This window comes from Sphingorhabdus sp., from assembly GCF_046596595.1.
GTDB lineage: Bacteria > Pseudomonadota > Alphaproteobacteria > Sphingomonadales > Sphingomonadaceae > Sphingorhabdus_B.
The window spans coordinates 46,373-69,696 of the sequence record NZ_JBKJMB010000050.1 but is presented as its reverse complement, the minus strand read 5'-3'; the positions used below and the strand labels follow the sequence as shown (position 1 = coordinate 69,696).

Genomic DNA, 23,324 nt, shown 5'->3' with positions numbered 1-23,324 from the left:
CCATGCTCGTGCGCCTTGGCCGCAATCGCCGAGAGGTCTTCGATCCGCCCCAATATGTCGGGATATTGCAGCACGACGCAGCTGGTTTCGGCATCGATGGCGGCCAGCAACCGTTCGCTGTCGGTATTCGCGGTCAATTCGGGCTTTGCGCTATCGAAAGTGTCACCCGTAAACCGCGCCATTGTTGCGCAAACACTGACATAATGCGGATGAAGCCCCGACGACAGCACCGCCTTTTTGCGCTTGGTAATCCGCCCGGCCATGCTGATTGCTTCCCAGCAAGCGGTTGAGCCGTCGTACATTGAGGCGTTGGCGACATCGCAACCGTAGAGCCGGGCGACTTGCGTCTGGAACTCGAATAGCATCTGCAACGTGCCCTGCGCGATTTCGGGCTGATAGGGCGTGTAGGCGGTCAGGAACTCGCCGCGCTGGATGATATGGTCGACACTTGCCGGGACGTGATGCTTGTACGCGCCTGCGCCCAGAAAGAAGGGATTATGCGACGCCGTCATGTTCTTGCGCGCCAGATTTGAAAAATGCCGCTCGACCGCCATTTCGCTGGCATGGTTCGGCAGGCCACGGATCGGCCCGTCCAGTTGTGCCTGCACAGGCACATCCACGAACAGATCATCAATTGACTTGGCCCCGATGACGCCAAGCATCGTTTGCCGGTCGGTTGGGGTTAGCGGTAAATAACGCATTTCAATCTCCATGACCCGCCATGCGGGCTATAAAACTTAAAGGCCGTCGACAAATGACTGATAAGCGGTGGAATCCATCAGGCTATCGAGTTCGCTGGTATCGCTTAAAGTCAGCTTGAAAAACCAGCCTTCGCCCTCGGGGGCGCTGTTGACGAGAGCCGGGTCGCCTTCCAGAGCGCCATTCCCTTCGGTTACGGTTCCGCTGACAGGCGCATAGACATCAGACGCAGCCTTGACTGATTCTACAACTGCGGCATCACCGCCCTTTTTCAAAGTTGCGCCGACCGCTGGCACTTCGGCAAACACGATGTCGCCCAACTGTTCTTGCGCAAAATTGGTGATGCCAACCGTCGCGCTGTCGCCGTCGACTTCAATCCACTCGTGATCTTCAGTGAAATAACGGGTCATATGGTGGCTCCTTTGCGGTGATAATGATGTGGGACGAAGGGTAAATCTGCGACCTTGAGCGACACGCGCTTCCCGCGCACTTCGGCCTCAAGCGGGGTGCCGCTGGCGTTGTGACCAGCCGCGACATAGCCCACGGCGATGGGTGCGCCGACACTTGGAGCAAATCCGCCCGAGGTTATGACGCCAACCTGTGCCTCTCCTGCAAAAACTGTCGCGCCTTCGCGTACAGGCATCTTGCCTTCGACCGAAAGCCCGACCAACTTGCGCGCCGGGCCATTAGCGAGCGCGCTCAGGATGCGCTCCGCTCCGGCAAACCCGCCTTCGGCGCGGCGGCGTTTCGAGATGGCAAAGGCAGCATTGGCCTCAACTGGATCTATATCGGGGCTCATGTCATGGCCGTAAAGCGGCAGACCCGCCTCAAGTCGCAACGAATCTCGTGCGCCAAGGCCTATAGGTTTAACCTCTGGCTGCGCGCAAAGCTGGTCTGCCAAAGTCTGCGCATGCGTCGCGGGCACCGAAATCTCGAAGCCATCCTCGCCAGTGTAACCCGAACGGCTAATCCACAAGGGTTCCGGGTCGGTCTTTGGCCCCCAGAAGAACGAACCCGCCTCCATAAAGTATAACGCATCAACGCCGGGTACGACACGCTTCAGGGCGTCGACTGCCTTGGGACCTTGAAGCGCTAGCAACGCGCGGTCTTCCATATGGTTGATGGTAATTTCATCAGGCAGATATTCGCGCAAATAGCCCATGTCATCCCATTTCACCGCGCCATTGACGACCACATATAAGCCCATTGGCGCAGCGGTAATCATCATGTCGTCAAGAACGCCGCCATCTTCGGCGAGCAAAAGCGAGTAGCGCATCTTGCCTTCTTTAAGGGCTGAGATGTCGCCAGGAACCAGCGCCTCAAGCGCCTCTGCGGCGCCGTCGCCGGTGAGCATCAACTGGCCCATATGGCTGACGTCAAACAGCCCGGCGCTTTCCCGCGTCCACACATGTTCGGCCATGATGCCTTTATATTGGATCGGCATGTGATAGCCGGCGAATTCCACCATGCGTGCGCCCAACTCGCGGTGCCATGCGCCGAGCGGCAACTCCAATATTTCGATGGGTTCGAGTTCGAATTCTTCTTCGCTCATATCAGTCCGTTCCAGAGTCGCAGCGGCTGACACCGGATGGTGCCAAGCCTGCTGCCCCCTCTGTCACGGTTACCTGAGAGCTTTATCCACCAACGTCGCCAAAAACTGCGACCTTAGCAGGCTACCCCTTCGGTGGCATATTCCTGCGTGAGCCGGAACAGGCGCTTTCCAGAGTGTCGCAAGAGCCAAAGCGGTCCTTTTGCCTGAGAGATTCCGGGGCGGTTGCTCCTTCGGCGGTCCCTTAAAGAGACGCTCTCCCGCTTCGTCAGCGACACGCTTCCCTTGGCGTTACAAGTTGACGAAGTCAACTGGCCCGCGCGCGGATAGAGTCATTTTCGTGGATAAAAACACCGCTTTTTTTCTCGTTGGCGAGCATGGCGATCGCCTTTGCCAATTGGTCCGACGGAGTTGAGGCAAATCTGCGCATCGGTCCAATCATCAACCGATCGATCAGCGGCGACAATAGAATGCCCAGGGCCTCACCAGCACGGTATTCATCGCGACGACCACCTGTCAGCAGGCTTGGACGCATGATATCAAGGCGTTGAAAGCCAATGTTACGAAGCCCCTGCTCCATATCCGCCTTCGTTTTGAGGTAGAAACTACCGCTGGCGGGCATTGCACCTACCGACGACACGGTGATAAAATGCTGCGTTCCGGCTGCACGGCTTGCCTCTGCGAAGGCAAGCACGAGGTCGTGATCGACGGCCCTGAACGCTTCGCGCGATCCAGCGTTTCGTATTGTGGTCCCCAGGCAGGAAATTGCTATGGCAGGCATGATGCTTGCTACGATCGCTGACCAGTCCGTGATTGGGGCGATATGCTCGTGCATATCGGGAATCACATCTGCGGATGGGCGGCGCGAAACCAAATGGACTTCAAATCCGCTGTGCACCAGCACATCGGCGACTTGGCTACCAACCAAGCCCGAGCCACCTGCAATGACGATTTTTTGCTTCATATTTTTGGCGCGCAAATTTCGCGGTGCCGGTCCGTGGCATAGCGGTCTGTCATTCCGGCTAGAAAATCCCCGATGTGGCGGCTGCGCGCTGGATCATGTTCAGGCAAATTCTCCCGCCATTCGGTCGGCAGTAAACTTACATCATTGTGATAGGCTGCAAACAGTTCGCGCACGATTTTCGACGCGCCAAGCGCGGCTTCGTTTTGGGTGGGATGCCGATATAGATTTTCATACATAAACGCCTTTAACTGGCGCTCACGCGGGGCCATTTCAGCCGAAAATCCGCCGATCATGACGCCAGCATTGCGTACGTCGTCGACGTCAGCAATTCGCAATGCATGTATTCTTTCACGCGTGGATTCGATCACGTCGTTAACCATGACGCCAATTTGTTCGCGGGTTAGCTCGCCGATAAGCCGCCGCCGGCGCACGTCTGGATAGCGTGACAATATCGCCTCCCAACGCTCCGCCACGAAGGGCAATTCGAGCAGTTGGTCGATGTCGAGCAACCCTGCCCTGATCCCATCGTCAATGTCGTGATTATCATACGCAATGTCATCGCTGATTGCGGCAATCTGGGCCTCCAGCGAAGGCCAGCATGTAAGGTTCAAGTCAAAGCCAGCATTTACCTCAGCCAGTGCCCAACCCGGCTTGGCGACTGGCCCATTATGCTTGGCAAGACCTTCAAGCAATTCCCAACTCAGGTTCAAACCTGACCATAAAGGATAAGGCGACTCAAGCTGAGTGAGCGTGCGCAGCGTCTGTGCGTTATGATCGAAGCCACCAAAGGGCCGCATCGCCTCCTCAAGCGCATCCTCTCCCGCATGGCCAAAGGGCGGATGTCCGATATCGTGCGCCAGGCACAGAGCCTCGGTCAAGTCCTCGTTCAACCCAAGCGCGCGCGCAATGGTCCGGCCAATCTGTGCAACCTCAAGGCTATGGGTGAGGCGCACCCGGTAATGGTCGCCATCGGGCGAGATAAAAACCTGCGTTTTGTGGCGCAAGCGGCGGAATGCGATCGAGTGAATAATGCGGTCGCGGTCACGCTGGAAAATATCGCGTGGTCCGCGCATTTCTCGATGGGGTTCAGGGTGCAGCCTGCCGCGGCTGCGGTCGGGGTGCGATGCATAAGGAGCCAGTTGCGACATCGCGCGCTTATGCCGTCAAGCAGTGCCTACGGGAAGCAGCTATTTTGTTTTCAACGGATTAACAGGAACGGCTATCTCGCTCTTCCACATGAAACTGTCACCACCAGCTTTCTTGTAGTCGATTTCCCATTTCTTTGCTGCCTTCTGGTCAGCAAAGGGTCCGACCAAAAGCCGGTCCGTCTTGCCCCATTCCGACGTGAATGGATTGCGGCCCTTGAAAAGCTCGGGATATTTCTTGCTGAATTTGCGATAGTCAAAACCTAGCGCGTCCGCGTTGCCCGCAGCGATTTGGACCCAGTAACGTGCCGGATGATCCTTTTCGGCCTTCGCCTTGGCCGCGACCTTTGGATCAATTTTTGGTGCCTTAACCGTCGCGGCTGCGGCAGCGGTAGCCTTGGGCACGGCGGGTTTCAATTTTTTAAGGTCAACGGCTACTTGCGACGATTTTTGTTCGCTTTCGGGAATTTTTATCGCGCTTACAATTGCGCCAAGATCGAAGCTGGATGACGCCACCGGAACTACGGCCGGCACCGGCGTAGTAATAACAGCAGGGGTCGCGACCGGAACCGTCGGCGGTGGCGATATTGGAGATACAGTAGTAGCCATTAGCGGACCTACTTGTGCCGCCGACGCTTCGCGCACGCCCGATACGCTGTTCACAATCTTGGGGACCGCTGATGACGCGGCAGGCGGTACCGAGGCGGGTAAATTCGTCGTCTGTGCACGTTGTGTAACAACCTGCGGAAGGAGCGCGGCAGTCGACGCAGTCGAAGGCGACGGCGAGGTAATCGGGCGGGACATAGCGGCGCCGACAAGCGGCCGGGCCGATTCGGGCGGTGGCAATGCATTGCTGCTGACATTCGTAATCCGCGCCGATTGCGCCTCTTCGACCTTCGCGCGTGCGCCGGCGGTCCCGAGCCTAGCGGTGTCGGTCTTCGGCAGCCTCAGCGATTCAGGGATATTGGCGGCGGCGGCCTGAACTTCGGCGCGCTCCTGCGCCCTTCGGTCGCGCGTCGGGTTAGCCCGCTGTGCTATTTTCGTGTCGCGTGCCTTGGCCTTTTTTGGCCCAAGCGGATCACCGGCAGGAATCAGCCTGTTTTCATTAGGCGGAAGCGCTGTCTGCGGAAGCGTCGCAGCGACGCGGCGTACCTGTTCGCTATCACGACCGACCGACTGGCTTGTGGGGAAATGCCCCAAATGAATCGCAGCCGCTTGCTGCGCGCCCGTAAGGCTCGGCATAAGCCGGAAAAAACGCTCAATACGCTGCGCCGACGCCGCATCCATGAAACCTTGCGCCACCTTGGTGGATTCGCGAAGCTCACCCCGGGCTGCCAGCATGAATGCACGCGCGCGCCATGCAACCGCACTGTTTCGCTGAAGCAATGGAACGAGCATGGCATCCGCCGCTTCCTTTTGCCCGGCAAGCGACAAAGAAACCGACTGTCGGATGACCAAATCGTCGGACGTCGACGCTGTCCGTGCAAGCTTATAGTCCTGCTGCGCGCGGCCAAAATTACCTAATAAATCGAAGGCAAGCGCGCGATCAACCGCTATTGAACGCTCGTTTGCACCAAGCCGAATGGCATCATCAAACAGGCGAAGCGCCTCGAATGGATTTTCAGTGCGCACGGTTGCAACGGCCAAACCGGATACAATTCTGCTATTGCCCGGACGAAGCGCATTTGCGCGCGTGAAGAAATTCAGCGCTGCATTCGCATCGCCAAGCGCCAAAGAGGCATTGCCGGCATCAGCCAAAGCGTCAGCATCGGAGGGGTTAAACGAAATCCGGCGCATCGCCGCGCGCAGTTCAACAGCGCCAGACGGTTCAGATGTTGGAATAATCGCCTGGGGCGTTCGCTTGTCCAATGCCTCGAGCGCGCTTTCGTCGACGGCTTGCGCAAATGCACCCGTGGCTATGCAAACTGCACCAAGCAAGCTCGCGCCGCGTAACAACATCACCTTCATACGCACCTATTGGCGTGCCCGCTGCCGGACGCAAAGCGCGTTTGCACCATGCTCCGACAAACGGTTGCCAAAAAAAGACGAAATGACCCTAAGCGCAGCGCGCACCTTATGAGTTGTTCTGCCGATCGAGGAAACGTGGGATGTTGATCGGGCTTGGGCTGTCATTTCCTTTGTCATCGTCATCGTCTGAGCGCGCAAGACCGCGTGACAGGTTTGACATCCGCTCGAACAATGTTCCGCCAGTTGGAATTCGGGGTGCGGCACGATCGGGCGCGGCAGTCACATCGACTGGCGCAGCGGCAGGAGCCTCGGCGCTTTCCTCGCTGTCCGCAGGGGTGTTAAGCTCGAGCGCGTCTGCACCCGCCCACGAATTCAATGGCGCATTTTCGGTCTTTGATGAAGCGGCTACAGGCGCATCAACTTCATCGGCCACGTCATCCGAAGCTTCAAAGTCACTTCCCAGCACCAAGCTGTCGTCGTCGGCATCGGTCTCTGGCTCCGCCGAAACATGCCCTTCGTCTGCGGACGCGGGCGTGCTTTCAAACAAGGACGATGACGTCGCTGCAGTCACCGTGACAACGGGCTTAGGGGCTGGACGGCTAAAGGAAAATGGCGTGCGCGATTGTGCGGATGATGACGGGCTGAGGCCTTCGTTATCAATACCTGTCGCGACCACCGAAACGCGGATTTTGCCATTCAGATTTTCGTTAAATGCCGATCCCCAGATAATGTTGGCATCGGGATCAACCAGCTCGCGAATATGGTTTGCGGCTTCGTCGACTTCCATCAGACGCATATCTTCGCCGCCGGTGATCGACACGATAACACCCTTTGCGCCTTGCATTGACACGCCGTCGAGCAACGGGTTGGCAATCGCCTTTTCCGCAGCTTCCAACGCACGGTTGTCGCCTTCGGCTTCGCCCGTGCCCATCATCGCCTTGCCCATTTCGTGCATCACGGAACGTACATCGGCAAAATCGAGGTTTATGAGGCCAGGCATGACCATCAGGTCAGTGATGCCGCGAACGCCCTGTTGCAACACTTCGTCCGCAAGCTGGAAAGCCTCTTTGAAGGTCGTGTTCGGGTTGGCGACCAGGAACAAGTTCTGGTTTGGAATGACGATCAACGTGTCGACATGCTGCTGAAGCTCGGTGATGCCTGAGTCAGCCGAACGCATCCGGCGCGATCCTTCAAACAGGAATGGCTTGGTCACGACGCCAACGGTCAAGATGTTCATTTCGCGCGCAGCTTGCGCGATGACAGGTGCAGCGCCGGTTCCGGTTCCGCCGCCCATACCGGCCGCGATGAAACACATGTGGCAGCCAGTCAAAGCGGACTTCACTTGCTCAATTGTTTCTTCGGCAGCCGCACGTCCGACCTCAGGCCGCGATCCAGCGCCTAGGCCTTGCGTGATTTCAGGGCCAAGCTGAATACGATATTCGGCAGGCGACGCGTTCAGTGCCTGCGCGTCGGTGTTGGCCACAACGAAATCGACGCCTTCAACCTTCGCAGCAATCATATTGGCAACCGCGTTACCGCCAGCACCACCAACACCAATAACAGCGATTTTCGGCTTCAACTCGTCAACCACTGGTGGACCGATATTGATGCTCATAATTTTATCCCCCTAGCCTCACTGGCTTGTTAGAAATTTTCACGCTTTTGACACAAAAGCACAACAGGCACACTTAAAAATTAACCCTTTTGCACAGTTTTCTGTTAGAAATTCTCACGAACCGCGCGTTTTATACGTTCAATCAAACTTGGCATCGTTCCGCCCATCCGTTCGGCGTGCAAATCATAGCCGGATTTCAGGTCGACCCGTTCCGATGCGGCATAATGAATCAAACCGACGAGCGTTGAAAAGGCAGGGCCGGAGTGCGCCTCCGGAATACTGGTCAGGCCGGACGGTCGCCCGATCCGGACGGTCCGTCCAAGTGCACTTTGCATATGCTCGGCCACGCCCTTGAGCTCCGCGCCGCCACCGGTCAGCACAACCTGATGGCCTGACGGGCCAGAAAAGCCGAGCGATTTCAATGCTTGCGCAATGTCCGTGACGATGCCATCGACGCGCTGGCACACTACAGCATTCAACTGCGCTTTGGTAATGCGCGGTGCCTGGTTGCTTGGTTCATTGCCGTTTTCATCAGGGCCGATGTCGAGCACTTCCTGATGATCGCGCGGGCTGGTCAATGCCGATCCGTGAAAGCATTTCAGCCGTTCTGCCTGCGCCCGGCGGATGCCAAAGGTTGACGCAATGTCATCGGTTATGTCCGATGCGCCTTTCTGGATCGTCTCAAGTCCAACCAGCATTCCGCCGATAAATACCGACACGTTGGTGATGGCAGCGCCGAATTCGACAAGCGCAACGCCCAATTCGCGCTCTTCCGAGGTCAGGCACGCAAGCCCGGTGGCAACGGGCCCGACGACAAGCGATTCGACGTCCAGATGCGCAGCCCGCACCGCCATATCCATATTCCGGACAGGCGACTGGTCGGCAAGGACAACATGGACATCCACGCCCAGGCGATCAGCATGAAGCCCGACCGGATTGGCGACCCCGCCAACCCCGTCCAGCGCATATAATGTCGGCTGTATATGCAGCGCCATTTTACCGCCGGTTTGAATATTAGCGCGTCCGGCCTGCAACAGTTCGTCGACGTCTTCCTGCGTGATACGATCACCGCCCAATTCGATTTCCACTGGCGCCAACATGCTGTCAAGGCCACCTGCCGACATGCCAACCCAGACGCGGTCAATGTTCAGCCCGGCGATACGCTCGGCTTGCTCAACCGCATGGCGGACCGACAGCTCGGCCTGTTCGACATCGGCGATGCAACCGCGCGTCACGCCGCGGCTTTCGCGCTGGCCAGTGCCCAATACGAGCAATTCTCCGCTGTCGGTCTGTCCAGCAATCAGGGCGGACACTTTGGACGAGCCGATATCGATTGCCGAAATCAGCTTTTCTACGCGGGCTGCCTTCATGCCGTTTGTCCATTATTTTTCGAGCTGATCTCGTTCGTTTCAACCTTCGCTGGCTCCGTCTTGGGGGCCTTGCGGAAATAGGCACGGTCGGGATCGCGCAAGTCAAAATGGATGAGATCGCGGCCAAGCAAACGGTGGACACCGTCCATGCGCGCAAAATTGAGCAACGCCTTGGCTGCTGCAGCCTCCCCTTCGGGCAAGGCAAGCGTCTCTCCGGTCTGGAACTGCAAGTCCCATCGCCGGTTTCCGACCCAGGTTGCGCCCGAAACCTGCGCCTTTAATGCCGATGCCTGATCAAGCAACGCGTTCAGTGCGATTGTTTGCCGGTTGGCGTCATTGCCATTGAGCGTGGGCAAATCACCGCCCTCGCCCGGTCTGACATTTGCCAGCACGATGCCGTCGGCATCGATGAGCGAATATTTGCCATCGCGTTGCCAAATGGCGGTTGGCTTGCGCTCGATGATCTCCACCGCAAGCGTATCGGGCAATCTGCGCGCAACGCGGGCGTCCTTAATCCAGCCATATTGCAGAAGGTCGTTTCGCACCTTTTCAATATCGACCAGCGGCATGGCGCGGTCTTTTTCAGCCAACACCAACTGATATACCTTCAACTGGTCTACACGCTCCATGCCCGTGACTTCGACGCGCTGCACCTGAAATCCTGCCTTGGCTGCGAGCGCGGCATATTGCTGATATGCTGTCGCCGTAAGTCCTGCATATTGCGCGGCAGCAAAAGCAAGCACCGTGAGCGCAGCCAAAAATACCCACGTTATAACGCGCTGCACTTCCTCTTCAGAAAATGGCAGCGTCCGCATCAATTTGTCGACCCACGAAATCTGGCGCACTTTCTGGCGCGGACTGGGTGCGGCAGCCTTACGTTTGGCCGTCGGTTTGCGCGTTGCTGTGGCCATTATGCGAGCGCCTCTTTGACGATCATATCGACAAGCTGTTCATAGCTGATGCCGACATGGCGCGCCTGTTCGGGTACAAGACTGAGCGGTGTCATGCCGGGCTGCGTATTGGTTTCCAGAACAAAAATGCCATCCATTCCCGCTTCGTCATCCCAACGGAAATCGGTACGCGACGCGCCCTTGCAGCCAAGCAGTTGGTGCGCGCTGAGTGCCGTGTCGAGCATATATTGCGCGATGTCACCGGGAATTTGGGCAGGACAGATATGCTCGGTCAGCCCGTCGGTATATTTTGCGTCAAAGTCGTAAAAGCCGCTTTTGGGTTTTAACTCGGTGACGCACAATGATTTGTCGCCCAGAACCGCGACGGTCAACTCGCGGCCCTTGATAAAGGGTTCGGCGAGCAAACGGTCAAATTCCTGCCACGGACCCTTGGCATCGCGGGCAATTGGGTTGCCATAATTGCTGTCGTCGGTGACAATCGCCACACCAACCGAACTACCTTCATTGACCGGTTTTAATACATAAGGTCGCGGCAGCGGGTCGGCTGCATACAGGCTCTCGCTGTCGACCATCGTGCCTTTGGGCATCGGGATACCAGCGGGTACAAGGCGTTGCTTGGTCAGTTCCTTGTCAATCGCGATGACCGACGTGACCATGCCGCTATGGGTGTACGGGATGCCCATCAGGTCCAACATACCCTGCACCGAGCCATCTTCGCCGGGGACGCCGTGCAAGGCGTTAAATACGACGTCAGGGCGAAGCCCGGTGAGGACCTGAGCAACATTCCGGTCCATATCGACTCGGCTGACGGTATAGCCGACTTTCTCAAGCGCGTCGGCGACTCCATTGCCGCTCATCAACGACACCGGCCGCTCGTTGGACCAGCCGCCCATCAGGACAGCGACGTGGATATTCTTGCTCACTTTGTCTCACCCACGCGCTGAATTTCCCATATGAGTTCGACTCCGGAATGCGCCTTTACGCGGCGGCGCACCTCTTCGCCAAGCGCTTCGATGTCTGAGCTTGTGGCGTCGCCTGTATTGATGAGGAAATTTGTGTGTTTCTCGGATACCTGCGCACCGCCGATCTGCAATCCACGGCAACCCGCAGCATCAACCAACTGCCACGCCTTGTGTCCGTCGGGATTTTTAAAGGTCGATCCGCCAGTTTTCGAACGCAATGGCTGCGATGCTTCACGCGACGCGCTGATGCGGTCCATCTCGGCCTGAATGGCTTCGGCTGCGCCGGGGCATCCCCGAAATCGCGCAGCGACGACAATTGCGCCATCGGGCAATTCGGAATGGCGGTAGCTGTAATGCAGGTCCTCGACAGGCAAGGTCGCAAGTGTCCCGTCGCGCAACACCACGTCGCAGTCGCGCAGGATATCTTTTACTTCGCCGCCATAAGCGCCGCCGTTCATGCGAACAAAACCGCCGACGGTGCCTGGGATTGACCGCAGAAATTCAAGGCCCGTTATGCCGTTGTCGCGTGCTGTGGACGAAACCAATATGCCCGACGCCCCTCCGCCGCAGTCCAATGTCACTGCGTCGGTGCAACTGACCTTGGCAAACGCCTTGCCTAAGCGAACAACCACGCCCTTGACGCCGCCATCGCGGACAATCAGGTTCGACCCCAAACCAAGCGCCATCACGGGTGTCGCCGGATCAAGTTCGCGCAAAAACCCTTGCAAATCTGCAACGTCCTTCGGCTCAAACAGATACTCCGCGCAGCCACCTGACTTGAACCAAACCAGCGGCGCGAGCGGCGCGTCGTGGGTCAGCCGTCCTTGAACATGCGGCAGAACTTGCGTCGTCATGCACGCGCCGCCTGAATGGCATCGGCAAGACCAGCGGCCCATTTGGTGATGTCACCAGCGCCAAGGCACACGACAACATCGTGATCTTGCACGATATCAGCTAGCTTGTGGGCCAGGTCACTGGCATCGGTCACGGTCGCGGCCGAACGATGACCCCGCGCCTTAATCCCATGTACAAGCGCGTCGGCGTCAATAGCGTCAATCGGCGCTTCACCAGCCGCATAAACCGGCGAGATGAACACCATGTCGGCATCGTTAAATGCTTGCTGGAAATCGTCCATGTGGTCACGCAACCTGGTGAAGCGATGCGGCTGCGCCACGGCAATGACTCGGCCCTGCGCACCTTCGCGGGCGGCGGAGAGCACAGCGCGGATTTCGACGGGATGGTGGCCATAGTCGTCGATGATTGTGACGCCGTCTACGTCGCCAACCTTCGTGAAGCGGCGTTTGACGCCACCAAATTTGTCAAAGCCGTGGGCAACGGCTTTGTCACTCATGCCCATTTCGAGGCCGACGGCAATCGCGGCAAGCGCGTTTTGCACATTGTGCCGACCCGGCATCGGAAGCTGAACGCCTTCTATCGTGCGCTGCGATCCATCGCGTGCGCGAACAACGACGTCGAAGCGGTTGCCGCCGGGATGCGGGGTGACATTCTCGCCGCGGATATCCGCCTGCGCCGAAAAGCCATAAGTGATAATCCGGCGGTCGCGGATCTTGGGCAAAATTGCCTGCACTTCGGGGTGATCAAGACACATGATCGCCGCACCGTAAAAAGGCACATTTTCGACAAATTCGACAAAGGCATTTTTGATCGCGTCAAAGTCGCCATAATGGTCGAGATGTTCAGGGTCGATATTGGTGACGACCGCAAGCGTGCCGTCGAGACGAAGAAAGCTACCATCGCTCTCATCGGCCTCAACCACCATCCAGTCGCTGGCACCCAGACGCGCGTTAGAACCATAGCTGTTGATGATGCCGCCATTGATGACCGTAGGATCAATGCCGCCATGATCGAGCATTGCAGCAATCAGCGACGTCGTCGTGGTCTTGCCATGCGTGCCTGCCACGGCCACGGTATTTTTCAGCCGCATCAGCTCGGCAAGCATTTCCGCGCGGCGCACCAAAGGGATGCGCCGTTCCAGCGCAGCGTCGCGTTCGGGGTTGCCCTTTTTAACCGCAGTTGATGTTACAACGACTGCCGCATCGCCCAGATTGTCGGCGCTGTGGCCAATCATGACCTTGATACCGCGGCTGCGCAGACCGTCGATGACATAGCTATCGGCGATGTCGCTACCCTGCACCTGATAGCCCAGATTGTGCATCACCTCTGCAATGCCCGACATACCGATGCCGCCAATGCCGACAAAATGCACGATACCGATATCGGTAGGAACGCCCCTCATAATGCATACTTTCGGGCCAAGGCGGGCGACGGACTAAATGCGCCCATGTGGTCAGGTGTCGCCTTTATGCCGTGCATGATGGGCGCGCGGCCAAACGATTCAACGAGGTCGGCAAGGTCCATCACCGCATTCGGCCTGCCACAGTTTTTCGCCGCTTTTGCCGCATTTTCAAGGGCGCCTGGTTCGAGCGCGATTTTCTGGATCTGCTTTGCCAGTTCGACGGCAGTGAACGCTGGCTGCGCTATCGCGCGCGCCCCCCCTGCGTGCACCATTTCCTTCACATTATAGCTTTGATGATCGTCGGTTGCGCTTGGCAGCGGAACCAATATCGCTGGCCGTCCCGCGCAGGTAAGTTCGGATATCGTCGACGCCCCTGCCCGCGCGATCACGAGGTGAGTCCAGCCCAACCGCTCGGGCAAATCGGGCAAATAGGTGGCAAGTTCTGCCGGAATGTCATGCATCGCATAAGCCTGCCGCACGTTGTCAATGTCTTCGGCGCGGCACTGCTGCGTTACCTGCAACCGCCGCCGCAAATTGAGCGGCAACAAAGACAGGCCGTCGGGCACCACGTCGGAAAGCACCGTCGCGCCCTGGCTTCCGCCGGTCACAAGCACGCGGAAGATCCCATCCGCCAAAAGCGGGGGATAGGGTTCATCGCGTAACGCGAGCACTTCTTCGCGTACTGGATTGCCCACCAAGTGTACCTTGCCCGCATATCGCGGCGAAAGCCGGAGAACTTCGGGATAGGCGGTGGCGATTGCGTTGACCTGACGCGCGGTGAAGCGATTCACGCGGCCAAGCACGGCGTTTTGTTCATGGATTATCGCCGGGATATTCTCGGCAAATGCACCCAGCAGCGCTGGGAAAGCCGGATAGCCGCCAAACCCAACCACTGCGCTGGGCTCAAAACTTTCATAAAGACGGCGCGCCATACTCCGTCCTTCGGCTATAGCCTTAACCCCCGGCAGCCAGCTCGCAGGATTTTTGGTGATACGGCCAGCGGGCAGCATATGCGTTGCCATCTTGTCAGGGCAGCCCGGAATTTTCGCACCACGCGCGTCGGTGATCAGGGCGACATGATGCCCGCGGTGCAACAACTCCTGCCCAAGCGCAAAGGCCGGGATCAGATGTCCCCCAGTTCCGCCAGCGGCCAACACATAATGCCGAGAAATGGTCATGGCCGTTGTCCCTTCACCATATACAGCGACCGGTCAAGATAAGGGTTCCGCTTCGTCAGCGCCAGTATCAGGCCGCAGGTCATCGAGAGCGCCAATATGGACGATCCGCCATAGCTAATGAAGGGCAAAGTCATGCCCTTTGACGGGAATACGCCGAGATTAACGGCGATGTTGATCATTGCCTGACCGCAAAATTGAGCGCCAAGTCCGGTTACGGCAAGCACCACAAACTGGTCCTTTTCATCCAGCAACCGAATGATGATGCGCACCAGAATCGCGAAATACAAAAGTGCGATCACCATACAGGCGAGCAGGCCGAACTCTTCGCCAATCACCGAAAAGATATAATCGGTATGACCCTCAGGCAGCGAATATTTCTTGACTCCAAGACCCGGCCCAAGCCCAATGAAACCGCCATTGGTCAAGGTAGCCATCGCCATCTTGTCATGGGTCAGACCTTCAGTGCCAAAAATCCACGCATCGATGCGCTGCGTTGCAACAGGATAGAAATTATAGGCCAGAACAATGAACAGCACGCCGCCAATGACGAGGCCCCAGAGCCGTTTTGCAGGGACGCCCGACACCATCATCAGCGCAAACCAAGTGCCCATGAACAATATCGTCTGCCCCAGATCGGGTTGGATAAGCAGTAAAAAGCATACAAACCCGGTGACCAGGCTGGTCAGAAGCAGCACAGGTAATGAAGGGTCTTTCAACCGCCAGCTGATTATCCAGGCCATCGTTACCGCGAAAAAAGGTTTTAGAAATTCAGATGGCTGAAGCCCGGCAAAACCCGCACCAATCCAACGCTGCGAACCGTTCACCTCGCGCCCGATGAGGGGCACCAGCGCCAACAGCACGAAAAAGACGCAAAAGCCAAACACCGCGAAACGGCGTGCTTGTTCGCGCGGGTACATTGAGACGACGAGCATGATGGGCACGCCGACAGCCACCCACATCAATTGTCGGTAAAAGAAATAGAGCGACGATAGCTGCGTCGTCGAAGAAGACAGTCGTTGCGCGCCAGCAGGTGATGCGGCCGCAACCGAGAGTAAACCAATCGCGATCAGCACCATCATCAACGATAATAACACACGGTCCAGTTCCCAGAACCAGACACCAAGCGGCGAACGGTCACCTCGGCCAAGCCGGTTGGCAAAGCCTATCTTGCCGGTCTTTGCCGCCAATACCCAGGGAACTTCCTTACGGTCGCTCATAACGCTTCCACAATGGCGCGAAAAGCATCACCGCGCGCCTCGAAATCCTTGAACTGGTCAAACGATGCGCAGGCCGGCGACAGCATGATGACATCGCCAGGCTGCGCCTGCGCCGCTGCAGAATGCACCGCAGCCCCCATCATCTCGCTGCGTTCAACGGGCATATAAGGTGACAGCAGTTCGTGAAACAACGGCCCTGCCTCGCCAATCGTATACGCTTTCACAACATGGCCGAAATTGGGGACGCATTCGTCGAGATTGTCGGTCTTGGGCAGGCCGCCAACGATCCAGTGCACGCGCGGATAGGCCGCCAATGCAGGCGCCGTGGAAGCGGCATTCGTTGCCTTGCTGTCGTTGATGAACAACACGCCGTTCCGCTCCGCGACCACTTCCATCCGATGGGGAAGACCTTTGAAGCTTCGCATCGCGGGACGCCATTGCGCCTCGCTCACACCAAGCGACTCCACTATGGCAATCGCGACTGCAATATTCTGTAAATTATGCGGCCCTTGCAACGCAGGCCAGTCCGCCTGACCATGTACCATCATCGGATCAGCCAGATGCACAAATTCCGGCCCGCGCCGCGCCAGCACTTCTCGGTAGACTCGCTGCGTATCAGAATCGCCCTTGCCAAAGACCGAGTATTCCATGCCGTTTTGCATGGCAAATAAGCGGGCCTTGGACGCCATATAGCCGTCATAGCCATCATAACGATCAAGATGGTCTGGCGACAGGTTGATAAGCGTCGCAACATCGCAAGCGAGCGTGTGGGTGATATCAATCTGGTAGCTCGAAAGCTCAAGCACATAGATGCCGCCCGCTGGCAAAGGTGTCTGCGACAATATGGGCAACCCGATATTGCCGCCCATGCGCACCGGCAAGGCCGAGCTTTTCAGCAAATGATGCACCAAGGCGGTGGTGGTGGACTTGCCATTGGTGCCCGTGATGCCAACCACACGGTGCGGCGGCAGATTGGGCCGCGCCATTGCGAACAATTCCATGTCGCCAATTAGCGGAATGCCTTCGGCTTTGGCCTTTTCGGCGATAGGATGGCGGTTAATCGGCACACCAGGCGAGACAACAATAGCCTCATAGCCCGACAAATCGGTAAGCAGCGGATCGGCTATGGTTGCAATATCGGCAACTTTTGCGCGCGCGCCTTCGTCATTGTCCCACGCCAATATCTCCGCGCCGCCCGCAACCAGCGCATGCGCCGCTGAAAGACCGGAGCGCGCAAGTCCCAAGATTGCGAACTTCCGGTCTTTAAAGGCGGGGGTGCTGATCATCTGAGTTTAAGGGTCGACAGCCCGGCCAATGCGAGGACGAAGGCCACGATCCAGAAACGAATGACCACAGTCGGCTCCGACCAGCCAAGCTGTTCAAAATGATGGTGGATCGGCGCCATGCGGAAAATACGTTTGCCGGTCCGCTTGAACCAGAAAACCTGAATAATCACCGACAGCGCCTCGACCACAAAAAGCCCGCCGATGATCGCGAGGACAAATTCATGGTGCGCAACAACGGCAATTGCGCCGAGCGTTCCGCCCAAGGCAAGGCTGCCAGTGTCGCCCATGAATACGGCAGCAGGCGGCGCATTAAACCACAGAAACGCAAGGCCAGCGCCAACAATCGCTCCGCACAGCATCGCAAGATCGCCAGCGCCAAGATAGAATGGGATACCCAGATATTCAGCGTATTTGGCATTGCCGACCATGTAGACGATCAACATAAACGCGATAGAGGCAATGATGACCGGCATCGTTGCAAGTCCATCTAGGCCATCGGTCAGGTTCACGGCATTGCCAAAGGACACGATAACAAAAGCGCCAAACGGCACATACCACCAGCCAAGGTCAATCACTGGGCCATTGACGAAGGGCAAATACAACATGCCCCCTGATTGCGAGACGATGAGCGAGACCGCAACGCCAGCAATCGCAAATTCCATCAGCAGGCGGACCTTGCCAGAAACGCCTTTGTGGCTGCGTTTTTTGACCTTGTCATAATCGTCGAGAAAACCGACGGTGCCGAAACCGGCGGTTACCAACAAACAGGCCCAGACGTAGACATTGGCAAGGTCCATCCACAACAGCATTGAAATGCCGATGGACACCAAAATCATCAGCCCGCCCATCGTTGGCGTGCCGACTTTTGCCAGATGCGACTGCGGACCATCGCTGCGAATGGGTTGGCCCTTGCCTTGTCGGACGCGCAGCATGTTGATGAAGCGCGGTCCGATCAGAAGGCCAATGACCAAGGCGGTGGCGACGGCTGCGCCCGATCGGAAGCTCAAATAGCGGATCAGGTTTAACGCGCCCGGAAATCCCAAATATTCGGCCAAGACATAAAGCATTAGTTTTTCCCACCCGTCAGCGCGCTGACGATGGAGGAAAGTCCCATACTGTTGGAACCTTTGACCAAAACCGTGTCCGATGCGCAAAGATAATTCTGCAGAAGGGCAAGCGCCTCCTGTGCGGTGGCGCAATGCGCGAATTCCGCTGGTCCCTCAACCCCTGCTTTCAACTCTTCGGCGAGAAATTCCATCTCTTTACCGACGAGGATCGCAAAATCGACCTTCGCAGCGGCCAGTGGCGCAGCGAGTGCCCGATGATAATGCCCACTTTTGTCGCCCAATTCCTTCATGGACCCAAGCACGGCAATGCGCCGTCGGTCACCAGACAAGCCCAATTGACCAATGGTCGCCGCCATTGAGGCCGGGTTCGCGTTGTAGCTTTCATCGATAAGATGCCCAGTGCCGTCACCAATGGCAAAATCGTGCCGTGCGCCGCGTCCAGTTAGACCACCCATTTCGGCCATGGCCAGACCCGCAGAGGCCAGATCTCCACCTGCGGCCAGCACCGCTGCCAGTACCGCCATGCTGTTCGAAATCCAGTGCTGCCCCGACTGTGACAAGGTGAAGGACAACATCGCATCGCACACCTTGGCGGTTACGAGCGTACCATTGTTGGGCGTCACCAGATGGTCGACCACGCGCACATCGGCATCGGGGCTGAAGCCGAAAGACAGGATCGATTTGGTGTAGAGTTCGGCGGCCGCGCGTAACCGCGGGTAATGCACATTGTCAGCGGGCAGGATCGCGGTGCCGCCTTCGACCATGCCTTCGAATATCTCCGCCTTGGCATCTGCAATGCCGCTCTCGTCCTTGAAAAATTCGATATGCGCAGGGGCAATTGTCGTGATCACGGCAATGTCGGGCCGAACGATATGGCTAAGCGCGCGCATTTCACCTGCGTGGTTCATGCCCATCTCAAAGACACCGAAATCGCAATCAGCCGGCATCCGCGCGAGGCTCAACGGCACGCCGACATGGTTGTTGTAGCTTTTGACCGACCGGTGCGCGCGGCCGCGTGAGCAGCGGTCAAGCGCTGCATAAAGTGCTTCTTTCGTTCCCGTCTTGCCCGCCGAGCCAGTGATGCCGATAATCTTGGCCTTGGTCCGTGCACGCGACGCATGGCCAAGCGCCTCAAGCGCCTGCATAGTGTCGGGCACCAATATATGTGGATATGGCACCGGCTGCGACACAATGGCACCCGCCGCACCATTGGCAAAAGCCTTGTCGACGAACAAATGCCCGTCGGTTTCGGCACCCTTCAGCGCAAGAAACAGGTCGCCGCTTCCGATTTCGCGCGAGTCAAAGGCAACGCCTGTAACATCGAAATGTCCCGATCCTGTGCCGCCCGTTGCCGCAAGCAGTTCGTCAAAGGTCCACAAGGGAGTCATGCCGCGCATTCCCTTGCGACCTCGACATCGTCAAACGGAAGCACGCGGCCCATGATGATCTGCCCTTGCTCATGGCCCTTGCCCGCAATCAACACGATATCGTCGGGCTCGGCATGCTCAATCGCAAAGGCAATCGCATAGCGACGGTCACCGATCTCGTGCGCGCCTTTTGCTCCAGCCATAACGTCGGCGCGGATTAGCGCTGGATCCTCGTTTCGGGGATTGTCGTCGGTTACAATCACAATGTCCGAGTCCGCCACAGCGACTGCGCCCATTTCGGGGCGCTTGCCGCTGTCGCGGTCGCCGCCCGCGCCAAAAATGGTGATGAGCTTGCCTTTGGTATGCGGACGAAGCGCTGCGATCGCTGCGCGCAGGCCGTCGGGCGTATGTGCGTAGTCGACATAGACTGGCGCGCCGCTTCTGGTGATGACCGCACGTTCCAACCGTCCGCGGACGGGTTGCAACCGAGCCAGATGCGACAATAAGCTTTCCACCTCGCCGCCGCTCGCCATGACAACGCCCGCCGCAACAAGCGCATTCGCAGCCTGATATGCGCCAATCAGCGGCAGTTTCAATTTGTGCACATCGCCCTGAATACGCAACTCAAGCGTTTGGCCAAGCTGGGTCGCCTCACGCGATAACATTTGAATACCTTTGCCCTTTTCGCCCACCGTAACCAGGCGCAGCTCGCGCTTGCGGGCGCGGGCAATGACCTGATCTGACCAGACATCATCTGCCCAGATCACCGCGCAGCCATTTTCATCGATCACCTCGTCGAACAGACGCATTTTGGCTTCGAAATAATTTTCCATCGTGCCGTGATAATCGAGATGGTCGCGGCTCAGGTTGGTGAACGCGGCGACCGAAACGGGTACACCTTCGCTTCGATATTGCGACAGGCCATGGCTTGAAGCCTCGAAGATCGCATGGCTGATGCCTTCACGGGCAAGACCCGACATATTGGCAAGGAACGTGATAATGTCGGGCGTCGTCAGACCTGTTTTGGCCTGATCAGACGCGGTCGTGATACCCAACGTACCAATGGAGGCAGCGTTATGGCCCGCCATCCGCCAAAGCTGCCGCGTGAGTTCGGCAGTGGATGTCTTGCCATTTGTGCCGGTGACCGCAGCGACATGCTCGGGAAAGGGCCGAAAGAATTTCGCTGCCAGATTGGCAAATGCCTTTCGCGGATTAAAGTCCGCGATGTGCACCGCGCCCTCCACAACAGCCCCGGGACGGGCAACGATCGCGATCGCGCCTGCCTCAATTGCTGCCGCGATAAAATCCTCACCGTTAAATGCAGCGCCTTCGAACGCGCCGAAAATCGTTCCGGGCGCAATTTTCCGATGGTCAATGGCAAAGCCGGTCACGATAATGTCGGCAAATGCCGCGTCTGCGCCACTTACCAGTTGCCCGAGCTTCACTATTGCTCTCCCTTCGCCTTCCACAATAAAGGCATCAGTTCAGATACATCAACATCGCGTTTCATGTCAGGTATAATTCCCATCAATGGCCCGATGCGCGTAATCGTCTTTCGCACGACCGGCGCCGCCGTGTAGCCAGCGGTCCGCTGAAAACTCGACGCTTCAGTGCCTTTTGGCTCGTCAAGCATTGCAAGCACGACATAACGGGGATTGTCCATCGGGAATGCGGCAGCAAAGGTCGCAACAACCAGATGACGGCTGTATCCACCTACGCCGGGCTTTTCCGCAGAGCCGGTTTTTCCGCCCACCCGATATCCCGCCGCATCAGCCTGATTGCCGGTTCCATCGACGACGATCATGCGCATTAATTGGCGCATCCGTGCGCTGGTTGCCGCGGTAAAGACCCGTTTGCCGCGAATTTTGGCGTCTGTTTTGGCTTTAAACATCGTGGCGGGACGATAGATGCCGCCATTGACCATCGCTGCATACGCGCTTGCCAGATGTAGCGGTGTAACGGCGATACCATGCCCAAAGCCTACAGTCATGGTGGTCAGGCGACCCCAGGTTTTGGGATAAAGCGGCATAGACTTTTCCGCCAGCTCGATTTCGGGACGGCCATTAAAGTGCATCGTCCGCAACATCGCATCCATCCGGGCAGCACCAAGATTATCGGCAATCTGGGCGGTGACGATGTTCGAACTGTGGATCAGCGCCTCTGGCGTATTGAGCCAACGGCCGGAGGAATGGGAATCGCGGATCCTGAACTTGCCGACTTGAAGCGGCTTGGTCGCGTCGTACCGGACGGACAGGTCGCGTACGGTGCCGGCATCCAGTGCAGCGGCCACCGTCAGGGGCTTAAATGTGGAACCAAGCTCGTAAACGCGGTTTGTCACATTGTTGGTCTGCCGCAAAATCGGGTATCGGCCGTCAACGATATTCTGACCAACATCGGGAATGTTGGCAAAGGAGGGCCGATTGGGGTTAAACGCAGGCAACGTGGCCATGGCGATGACTTCGCCGGTTTGCACATCAAGGATGATGCCTGCCCCGCCCTTCGCTTCGGTCGCTGCCATGCCCGACGCGAGCTCGCTTTCAAGCGCAGCCTGAACACGCACGTCCAAGGCAAGGTTCAAGGGCGCTGCGCGTTTGGCGGGGTCGCGCAGATAATCATTCATCACCCGCTCCATCCCCATCGCGCCCTTGCCGTCTCGGTTTACAAAGCCGAGAACGTGCGCCGCCATGTCATGCTGGGGATAAAGGCGTGTAGCTTCGCGGGGAAATTCAATTGCGATTTCGCCCAAATTATGAACCTGCCGCACTTGCTCTGGCAACGCACGCTTGCGCAGATAGCCGGGCTTGTCGTCAGTCAACTTTGCATAAAATTCGGATGCTGGTGTATCAGGGAATATTGCCGCCAACTGGTCGGCCAGTTGCTTGCGATTTCCCAAAATGTCGGTGGGTTTTACCCATATGGCATAACCATAAATGCTTCGTGCCAGCGGAATGCCATTGCGATCGACAATGTCGCCGCGCTCGGGCACATATTCGGTATTCGTCGCACCATAAGCACGCGAGCTTTCAAACAAAGCCAATGTTGCGAGCCGCCCGATGAGCAGCATTACAAACATGCCGAACGCCAGCATCAGGACAAGCAGCCGCCAAAAACTATGCGCCGCAAAAGGAGGCGGATTAATACCGCTTTTCCGGGTTGTCGTGCGCGCGACCTGGGGGATCATTTAATTACGGCGTTCGTTGGCGGCCTTAGCCGATATGTCTCGCAAGAGGTCGTCTGACAAAAGTTTTTCATCCATACGCGCTAGCCGCTCTGTCCGAGTCTGTTCAACCCTTGGTGCAGCAGGTGTAGGGATATTTTGCTTAGCAGGATTAGCAAAGATCGGGGTCGCAACTGCCGTGGCAATTTCGGTGGACCGTTTGACAACAGAATCAATTGTTGGTTCCGGATTGGCTTGGTTCGCGCTTGGCGACGCGTCAATATCAGCCGATGCCATCATCACTGGCTTTGTATCCGGCAGATCGCCTGTGAGCGCAGCCAACGCAGCGTCGCCACTGACGAATTGCTCTGCCGTCGGTGGTTGATAGCCGTATAGAAGCTCGTTCCACTCCTCAAGCTGCTGAAGGCTGGCACGCGTGCGGATTTCAGCCTGAAGAAAGCTGATTTCGCGCTTCGTTTCCAATATCTCATTGTCTACCGACTTAAGGTCACTGTGCATCGCGGCAACATTCAAGGACAACGGGTACAGCAGGATCGCGACCATGAACACCAGCGCGAGCCAGCCCAGATTTTTTAGTCGTTTCATGGCGAG

The 23,324-nt window shown here is 57.5% G+C and carries 19 protein-coding genes, 1 pseudogene and 1 riboswitch; all 20 genes and pseudogenes read right to left on the bottom strand.

The window, feature by feature from the left end; translation table 11 throughout:
* Nucleotides 1-701: pseudogene (locus tag ACLL9E_RS04805) on the bottom strand (glycine dehydrogenase); the annotation flags it as partial.
* 36 nt (nucleotides 702-737) lie between these two features.
* A complete protein-coding gene (gene gcvH, locus ACLL9E_RS04800; protein WP_411290603.1) occupies nucleotides 738-1,109 on the bottom strand; it encodes a glycine cleavage system protein GcvH in 372 nt (123 codons plus the stop codon).
* Nucleotides 1,106-2,251 (bottom strand): glycine cleavage system aminomethyltransferase GcvT, encoded by a 1,146-nt coding sequence (gene gcvT, locus ACLL9E_RS04795; protein WP_411290602.1) that lies wholly within the window; start codon nucleotides 2,249-2,251, stop codon nucleotides 1,106-1,108. The genes gcvH and gcvT overlap by 4 nt, the downstream gene beginning before the upstream one ends.
* Before the next feature lie 181 nt (nucleotides 2,252-2,432).
* A riboswitch (glycine riboswitch) is annotated at nucleotides 2,433-2,521 on the bottom strand.
* A 34-nt stretch (nucleotides 2,522-2,555) separates the two neighbouring features.
* Nucleotides 2,556-3,212 (bottom strand): NAD-dependent epimerase/dehydratase family protein, encoded by a 657-nt coding sequence (locus ACLL9E_RS04790; protein ID WP_411290601.1) that lies wholly within the window; start codon nucleotides 3,210-3,212, stop codon nucleotides 2,556-2,558.
* Nucleotides 3,209-4,360, bottom strand: a complete 1,152-nt coding sequence (locus tag ACLL9E_RS04785) for a deoxyguanosinetriphosphate triphosphohydrolase (protein WP_411290600.1) — start codon at nucleotides 4,358-4,360, stop codon at nucleotides 3,209-3,211. The genes ACLL9E_RS04790 and ACLL9E_RS04785 overlap by 4 nt, the downstream gene beginning before the upstream one ends.
* A 39-nt stretch (nucleotides 4,361-4,399) precedes the next feature.
* The gene (locus ACLL9E_RS04780) at nucleotides 4,400-6,319 is read right to left on the bottom strand and encodes a hypothetical protein (protein ID WP_411290599.1); all 1,920 of its coding nucleotides are present in this window, start codon (nucleotides 6,317-6,319) and stop codon (nucleotides 4,400-4,402) included.
* Nucleotides 6,320-6,431: 112 nt separating this feature from the next.
* The gene (ftsZ, locus tag ACLL9E_RS04775) at nucleotides 6,432-7,940 is read right to left on the bottom strand and encodes a cell division protein FtsZ (protein ID WP_411290598.1); all 1,509 of its coding nucleotides are present in this window, start codon (nucleotides 7,938-7,940) and stop codon (nucleotides 6,432-6,434) included.
* 104 nt (nucleotides 7,941-8,044) lie between these two features.
* Entirely contained in the window at nucleotides 8,045-9,310 is a 1,266-nt protein-coding gene (ftsA, locus tag ACLL9E_RS04770; protein ID WP_411290597.1) for a cell division protein FtsA, read from the bottom strand.
* On the bottom strand, nucleotides 9,307-10,221 hold the full coding sequence (locus ACLL9E_RS04765; protein WP_411290596.1) for a cell division protein FtsQ/DivIB: 915 nt from the start codon (nucleotides 10,219-10,221) through the stop codon (nucleotides 9,307-9,309). Before ACLL9E_RS04765 ends, ftsA begins: the two co-directional genes overlap by 4 nt.
* Nucleotides 10,221-11,144 (bottom strand): D-alanine--D-alanine ligase, encoded by a 924-nt coding sequence (locus ACLL9E_RS04760; protein ID WP_411290595.1) that lies wholly within the window; start codon nucleotides 11,142-11,144, stop codon nucleotides 10,221-10,223. Before ACLL9E_RS04760 ends, ACLL9E_RS04765 begins: the two co-directional genes overlap by 1 nt.
* Complete coding sequence (gene murB, locus ACLL9E_RS04755; RefSeq protein WP_411290594.1) at nucleotides 11,141-12,037, bottom strand: UDP-N-acetylmuramate dehydrogenase; 897 nt, start codon at nucleotides 12,035-12,037, stop codon at nucleotides 11,141-11,143. The genes ACLL9E_RS04760 and murB overlap by 4 nt, the downstream gene beginning before the upstream one ends.
* On the bottom strand, nucleotides 12,034-13,440 hold the full coding sequence (murC, locus tag ACLL9E_RS04750; protein ID WP_411290593.1) for a UDP-N-acetylmuramate--L-alanine ligase: 1,407 nt from the start codon (nucleotides 13,438-13,440) through the stop codon (nucleotides 12,034-12,036). Before murC ends, murB begins: the two co-directional genes overlap by 4 nt.
* A complete protein-coding gene (gene murG / locus ACLL9E_RS04745) occupies nucleotides 13,437-14,618 on the bottom strand; it encodes an undecaprenyldiphospho-muramoylpentapeptide beta-N-acetylglucosaminyltransferase (protein WP_411290592.1) in 1,182 nt (393 codons plus the stop codon). The genes murC and murG overlap by 4 nt, the downstream gene beginning before the upstream one ends.
* Complete coding sequence (locus tag ACLL9E_RS04740) at nucleotides 14,615-15,835, bottom strand: FtsW/RodA/SpoVE family cell cycle protein (protein ID WP_411290591.1); 1,221 nt, start codon at nucleotides 15,833-15,835, stop codon at nucleotides 14,615-14,617. The genes murG and ACLL9E_RS04740 overlap by 4 nt, the downstream gene beginning before the upstream one ends.
* Nucleotides 15,832-17,121: a UDP-N-acetylmuramoyl-L-alanine--D-glutamate ligase gene (gene murD, locus ACLL9E_RS04735; RefSeq protein WP_411290590.1), complete on the bottom strand. Its 1,290-nt coding sequence runs from the start codon at nucleotides 17,119-17,121 to the stop codon at nucleotides 15,832-15,834. Before murD ends, ACLL9E_RS04740 begins: the two co-directional genes overlap by 4 nt.
* Nucleotides 17,118-18,188 carry a phospho-N-acetylmuramoyl-pentapeptide-transferase gene (gene mraY / locus ACLL9E_RS04730; protein ID WP_411290589.1) on the bottom strand — a complete coding sequence of 357 codons (1,071 nt, stop codon included), beginning with the start codon at nucleotides 18,186-18,188 and terminating at the stop codon, nucleotides 17,118-17,120. Before mraY ends, murD begins: the two co-directional genes overlap by 4 nt.
* Nucleotides 18,188-19,576, bottom strand: coding sequence for a UDP-N-acetylmuramoyl-tripeptide--D-alanyl-D-alanine ligase (locus ACLL9E_RS04725; RefSeq protein WP_411290588.1), 1,389 nt, complete (start codon nucleotides 19,574-19,576; stop codon nucleotides 18,188-18,190). Before ACLL9E_RS04725 ends, mraY begins: the two co-directional genes overlap by 1 nt.
* On the bottom strand, nucleotides 19,573-21,000 hold the full coding sequence (locus ACLL9E_RS04720; protein WP_411290587.1) for a UDP-N-acetylmuramoyl-L-alanyl-D-glutamate--2,6-diaminopimelate ligase: 1,428 nt from the start codon (nucleotides 20,998-21,000) through the stop codon (nucleotides 19,573-19,575). Before ACLL9E_RS04720 ends, ACLL9E_RS04725 begins: the two co-directional genes overlap by 4 nt.
* Complete coding sequence (locus ACLL9E_RS04715; RefSeq protein ID WP_411290586.1) at nucleotides 21,000-22,736, bottom strand: peptidoglycan D,D-transpeptidase FtsI family protein; 1,737 nt, start codon at nucleotides 22,734-22,736, stop codon at nucleotides 21,000-21,002. The genes ACLL9E_RS04720 and ACLL9E_RS04715 overlap by 1 nt, the downstream gene beginning before the upstream one ends.
* Complete coding sequence (locus tag ACLL9E_RS04710; RefSeq protein WP_411290585.1) at nucleotides 22,737-23,318, bottom strand: hypothetical protein; 582 nt, start codon at nucleotides 23,316-23,318, stop codon at nucleotides 22,737-22,739.
* Nucleotides 23,319-23,324: the final 6 nt, after the last annotated feature.

Bases quoted from the DNA above. Each gene is read 5' to 3' on its own strand.
- gcvH (WP_411290603.1), bottom strand. From the start codon at position 1,109: ATGACCCGTTATTTCACTGAAGATCACGAGTGGATTGAAGTCGACGGC.
- gcvT (WP_411290602.1), bottom strand. From the start codon at position 2,251: ATGAGCGAAGAAGAATTCGAACTCGAACCCATCGAAATATTGGAGTTG.
- ACLL9E_RS04790 (WP_411290601.1), bottom strand. From the start codon at position 3,212: ATGAAGCAAAAAATCGTCATTGCAGGTGGCTCGGGCTTGGTTGGTAGC.
- ACLL9E_RS04785 (WP_411290600.1), bottom strand. From the start codon at position 4,360: ATGTCGCAACTGGCTCCTTATGCATCGCACCCCGACCGCAGCCGCGGC.
- ftsZ (WP_411290598.1), bottom strand. From the start codon at position 7,940: ATGAGCATCAATATCGGTCCACCAGTGGTTGACGAGTTGAAGCCGAAA.
- ftsA (WP_411290597.1), bottom strand. From the start codon at position 9,310: ATGAAGGCAGCCCGCGTAGAAAAGCTGATTTCGGCAATCGATATCGGC.
- ACLL9E_RS04765 (WP_411290596.1), bottom strand. From the start codon at position 10,221: ATGGCCACAGCAACGCGCAAACCGACGGCCAAACGTAAGGCTGCCGCA.
- murB (WP_411290594.1), bottom strand. From the start codon at position 12,037: ATGACGACGCAAGTTCTGCCGCATGTTCAAGGACGGCTGACCCACGAC.
- murC (WP_411290593.1), bottom strand. From the start codon at position 13,440: ATGAGGGGCGTTCCTACCGATATCGGTATCGTGCATTTTGTCGGCATT.
- murG (WP_411290592.1), bottom strand. From the start codon at position 14,618: ATGACCATTTCTCGGCATTATGTGTTGGCCGCTGGCGGAACTGGGGGA.
- ACLL9E_RS04740 (WP_411290591.1), bottom strand. From the start codon at position 15,835: ATGAGCGACCGTAAGGAAGTTCCCTGGGTATTGGCGGCAAAGACCGGC.
- murD (WP_411290590.1), bottom strand. From the start codon at position 17,121: ATGATCAGCACCCCCGCCTTTAAAGACCGGAAGTTCGCAATCTTGGGA.
- mraY (WP_411290589.1), bottom strand. From the start codon at position 18,188: ATGCTTTATGTCTTGGCCGAATATTTGGGATTTCCGGGCGCGTTAAAC.
- ACLL9E_RS04725 (WP_411290588.1), bottom strand. From the start codon at position 19,576: ATGACTCCCTTGTGGACCTTTGACGAACTGCTTGCGGCAACGGGCGGC.
- ACLL9E_RS04715 (WP_411290586.1), bottom strand. From the start codon at position 22,736: ATGATCCCCCAGGTCGCGCGCACGACAACCCGGAAAAGCGGTATTAAT.
- ACLL9E_RS04710 (WP_411290585.1), bottom strand. From the start codon at position 23,318: ATGAAACGACTAAAAAATCTGGGCTGGCTCGCGCTGGTGTTCATGGTC.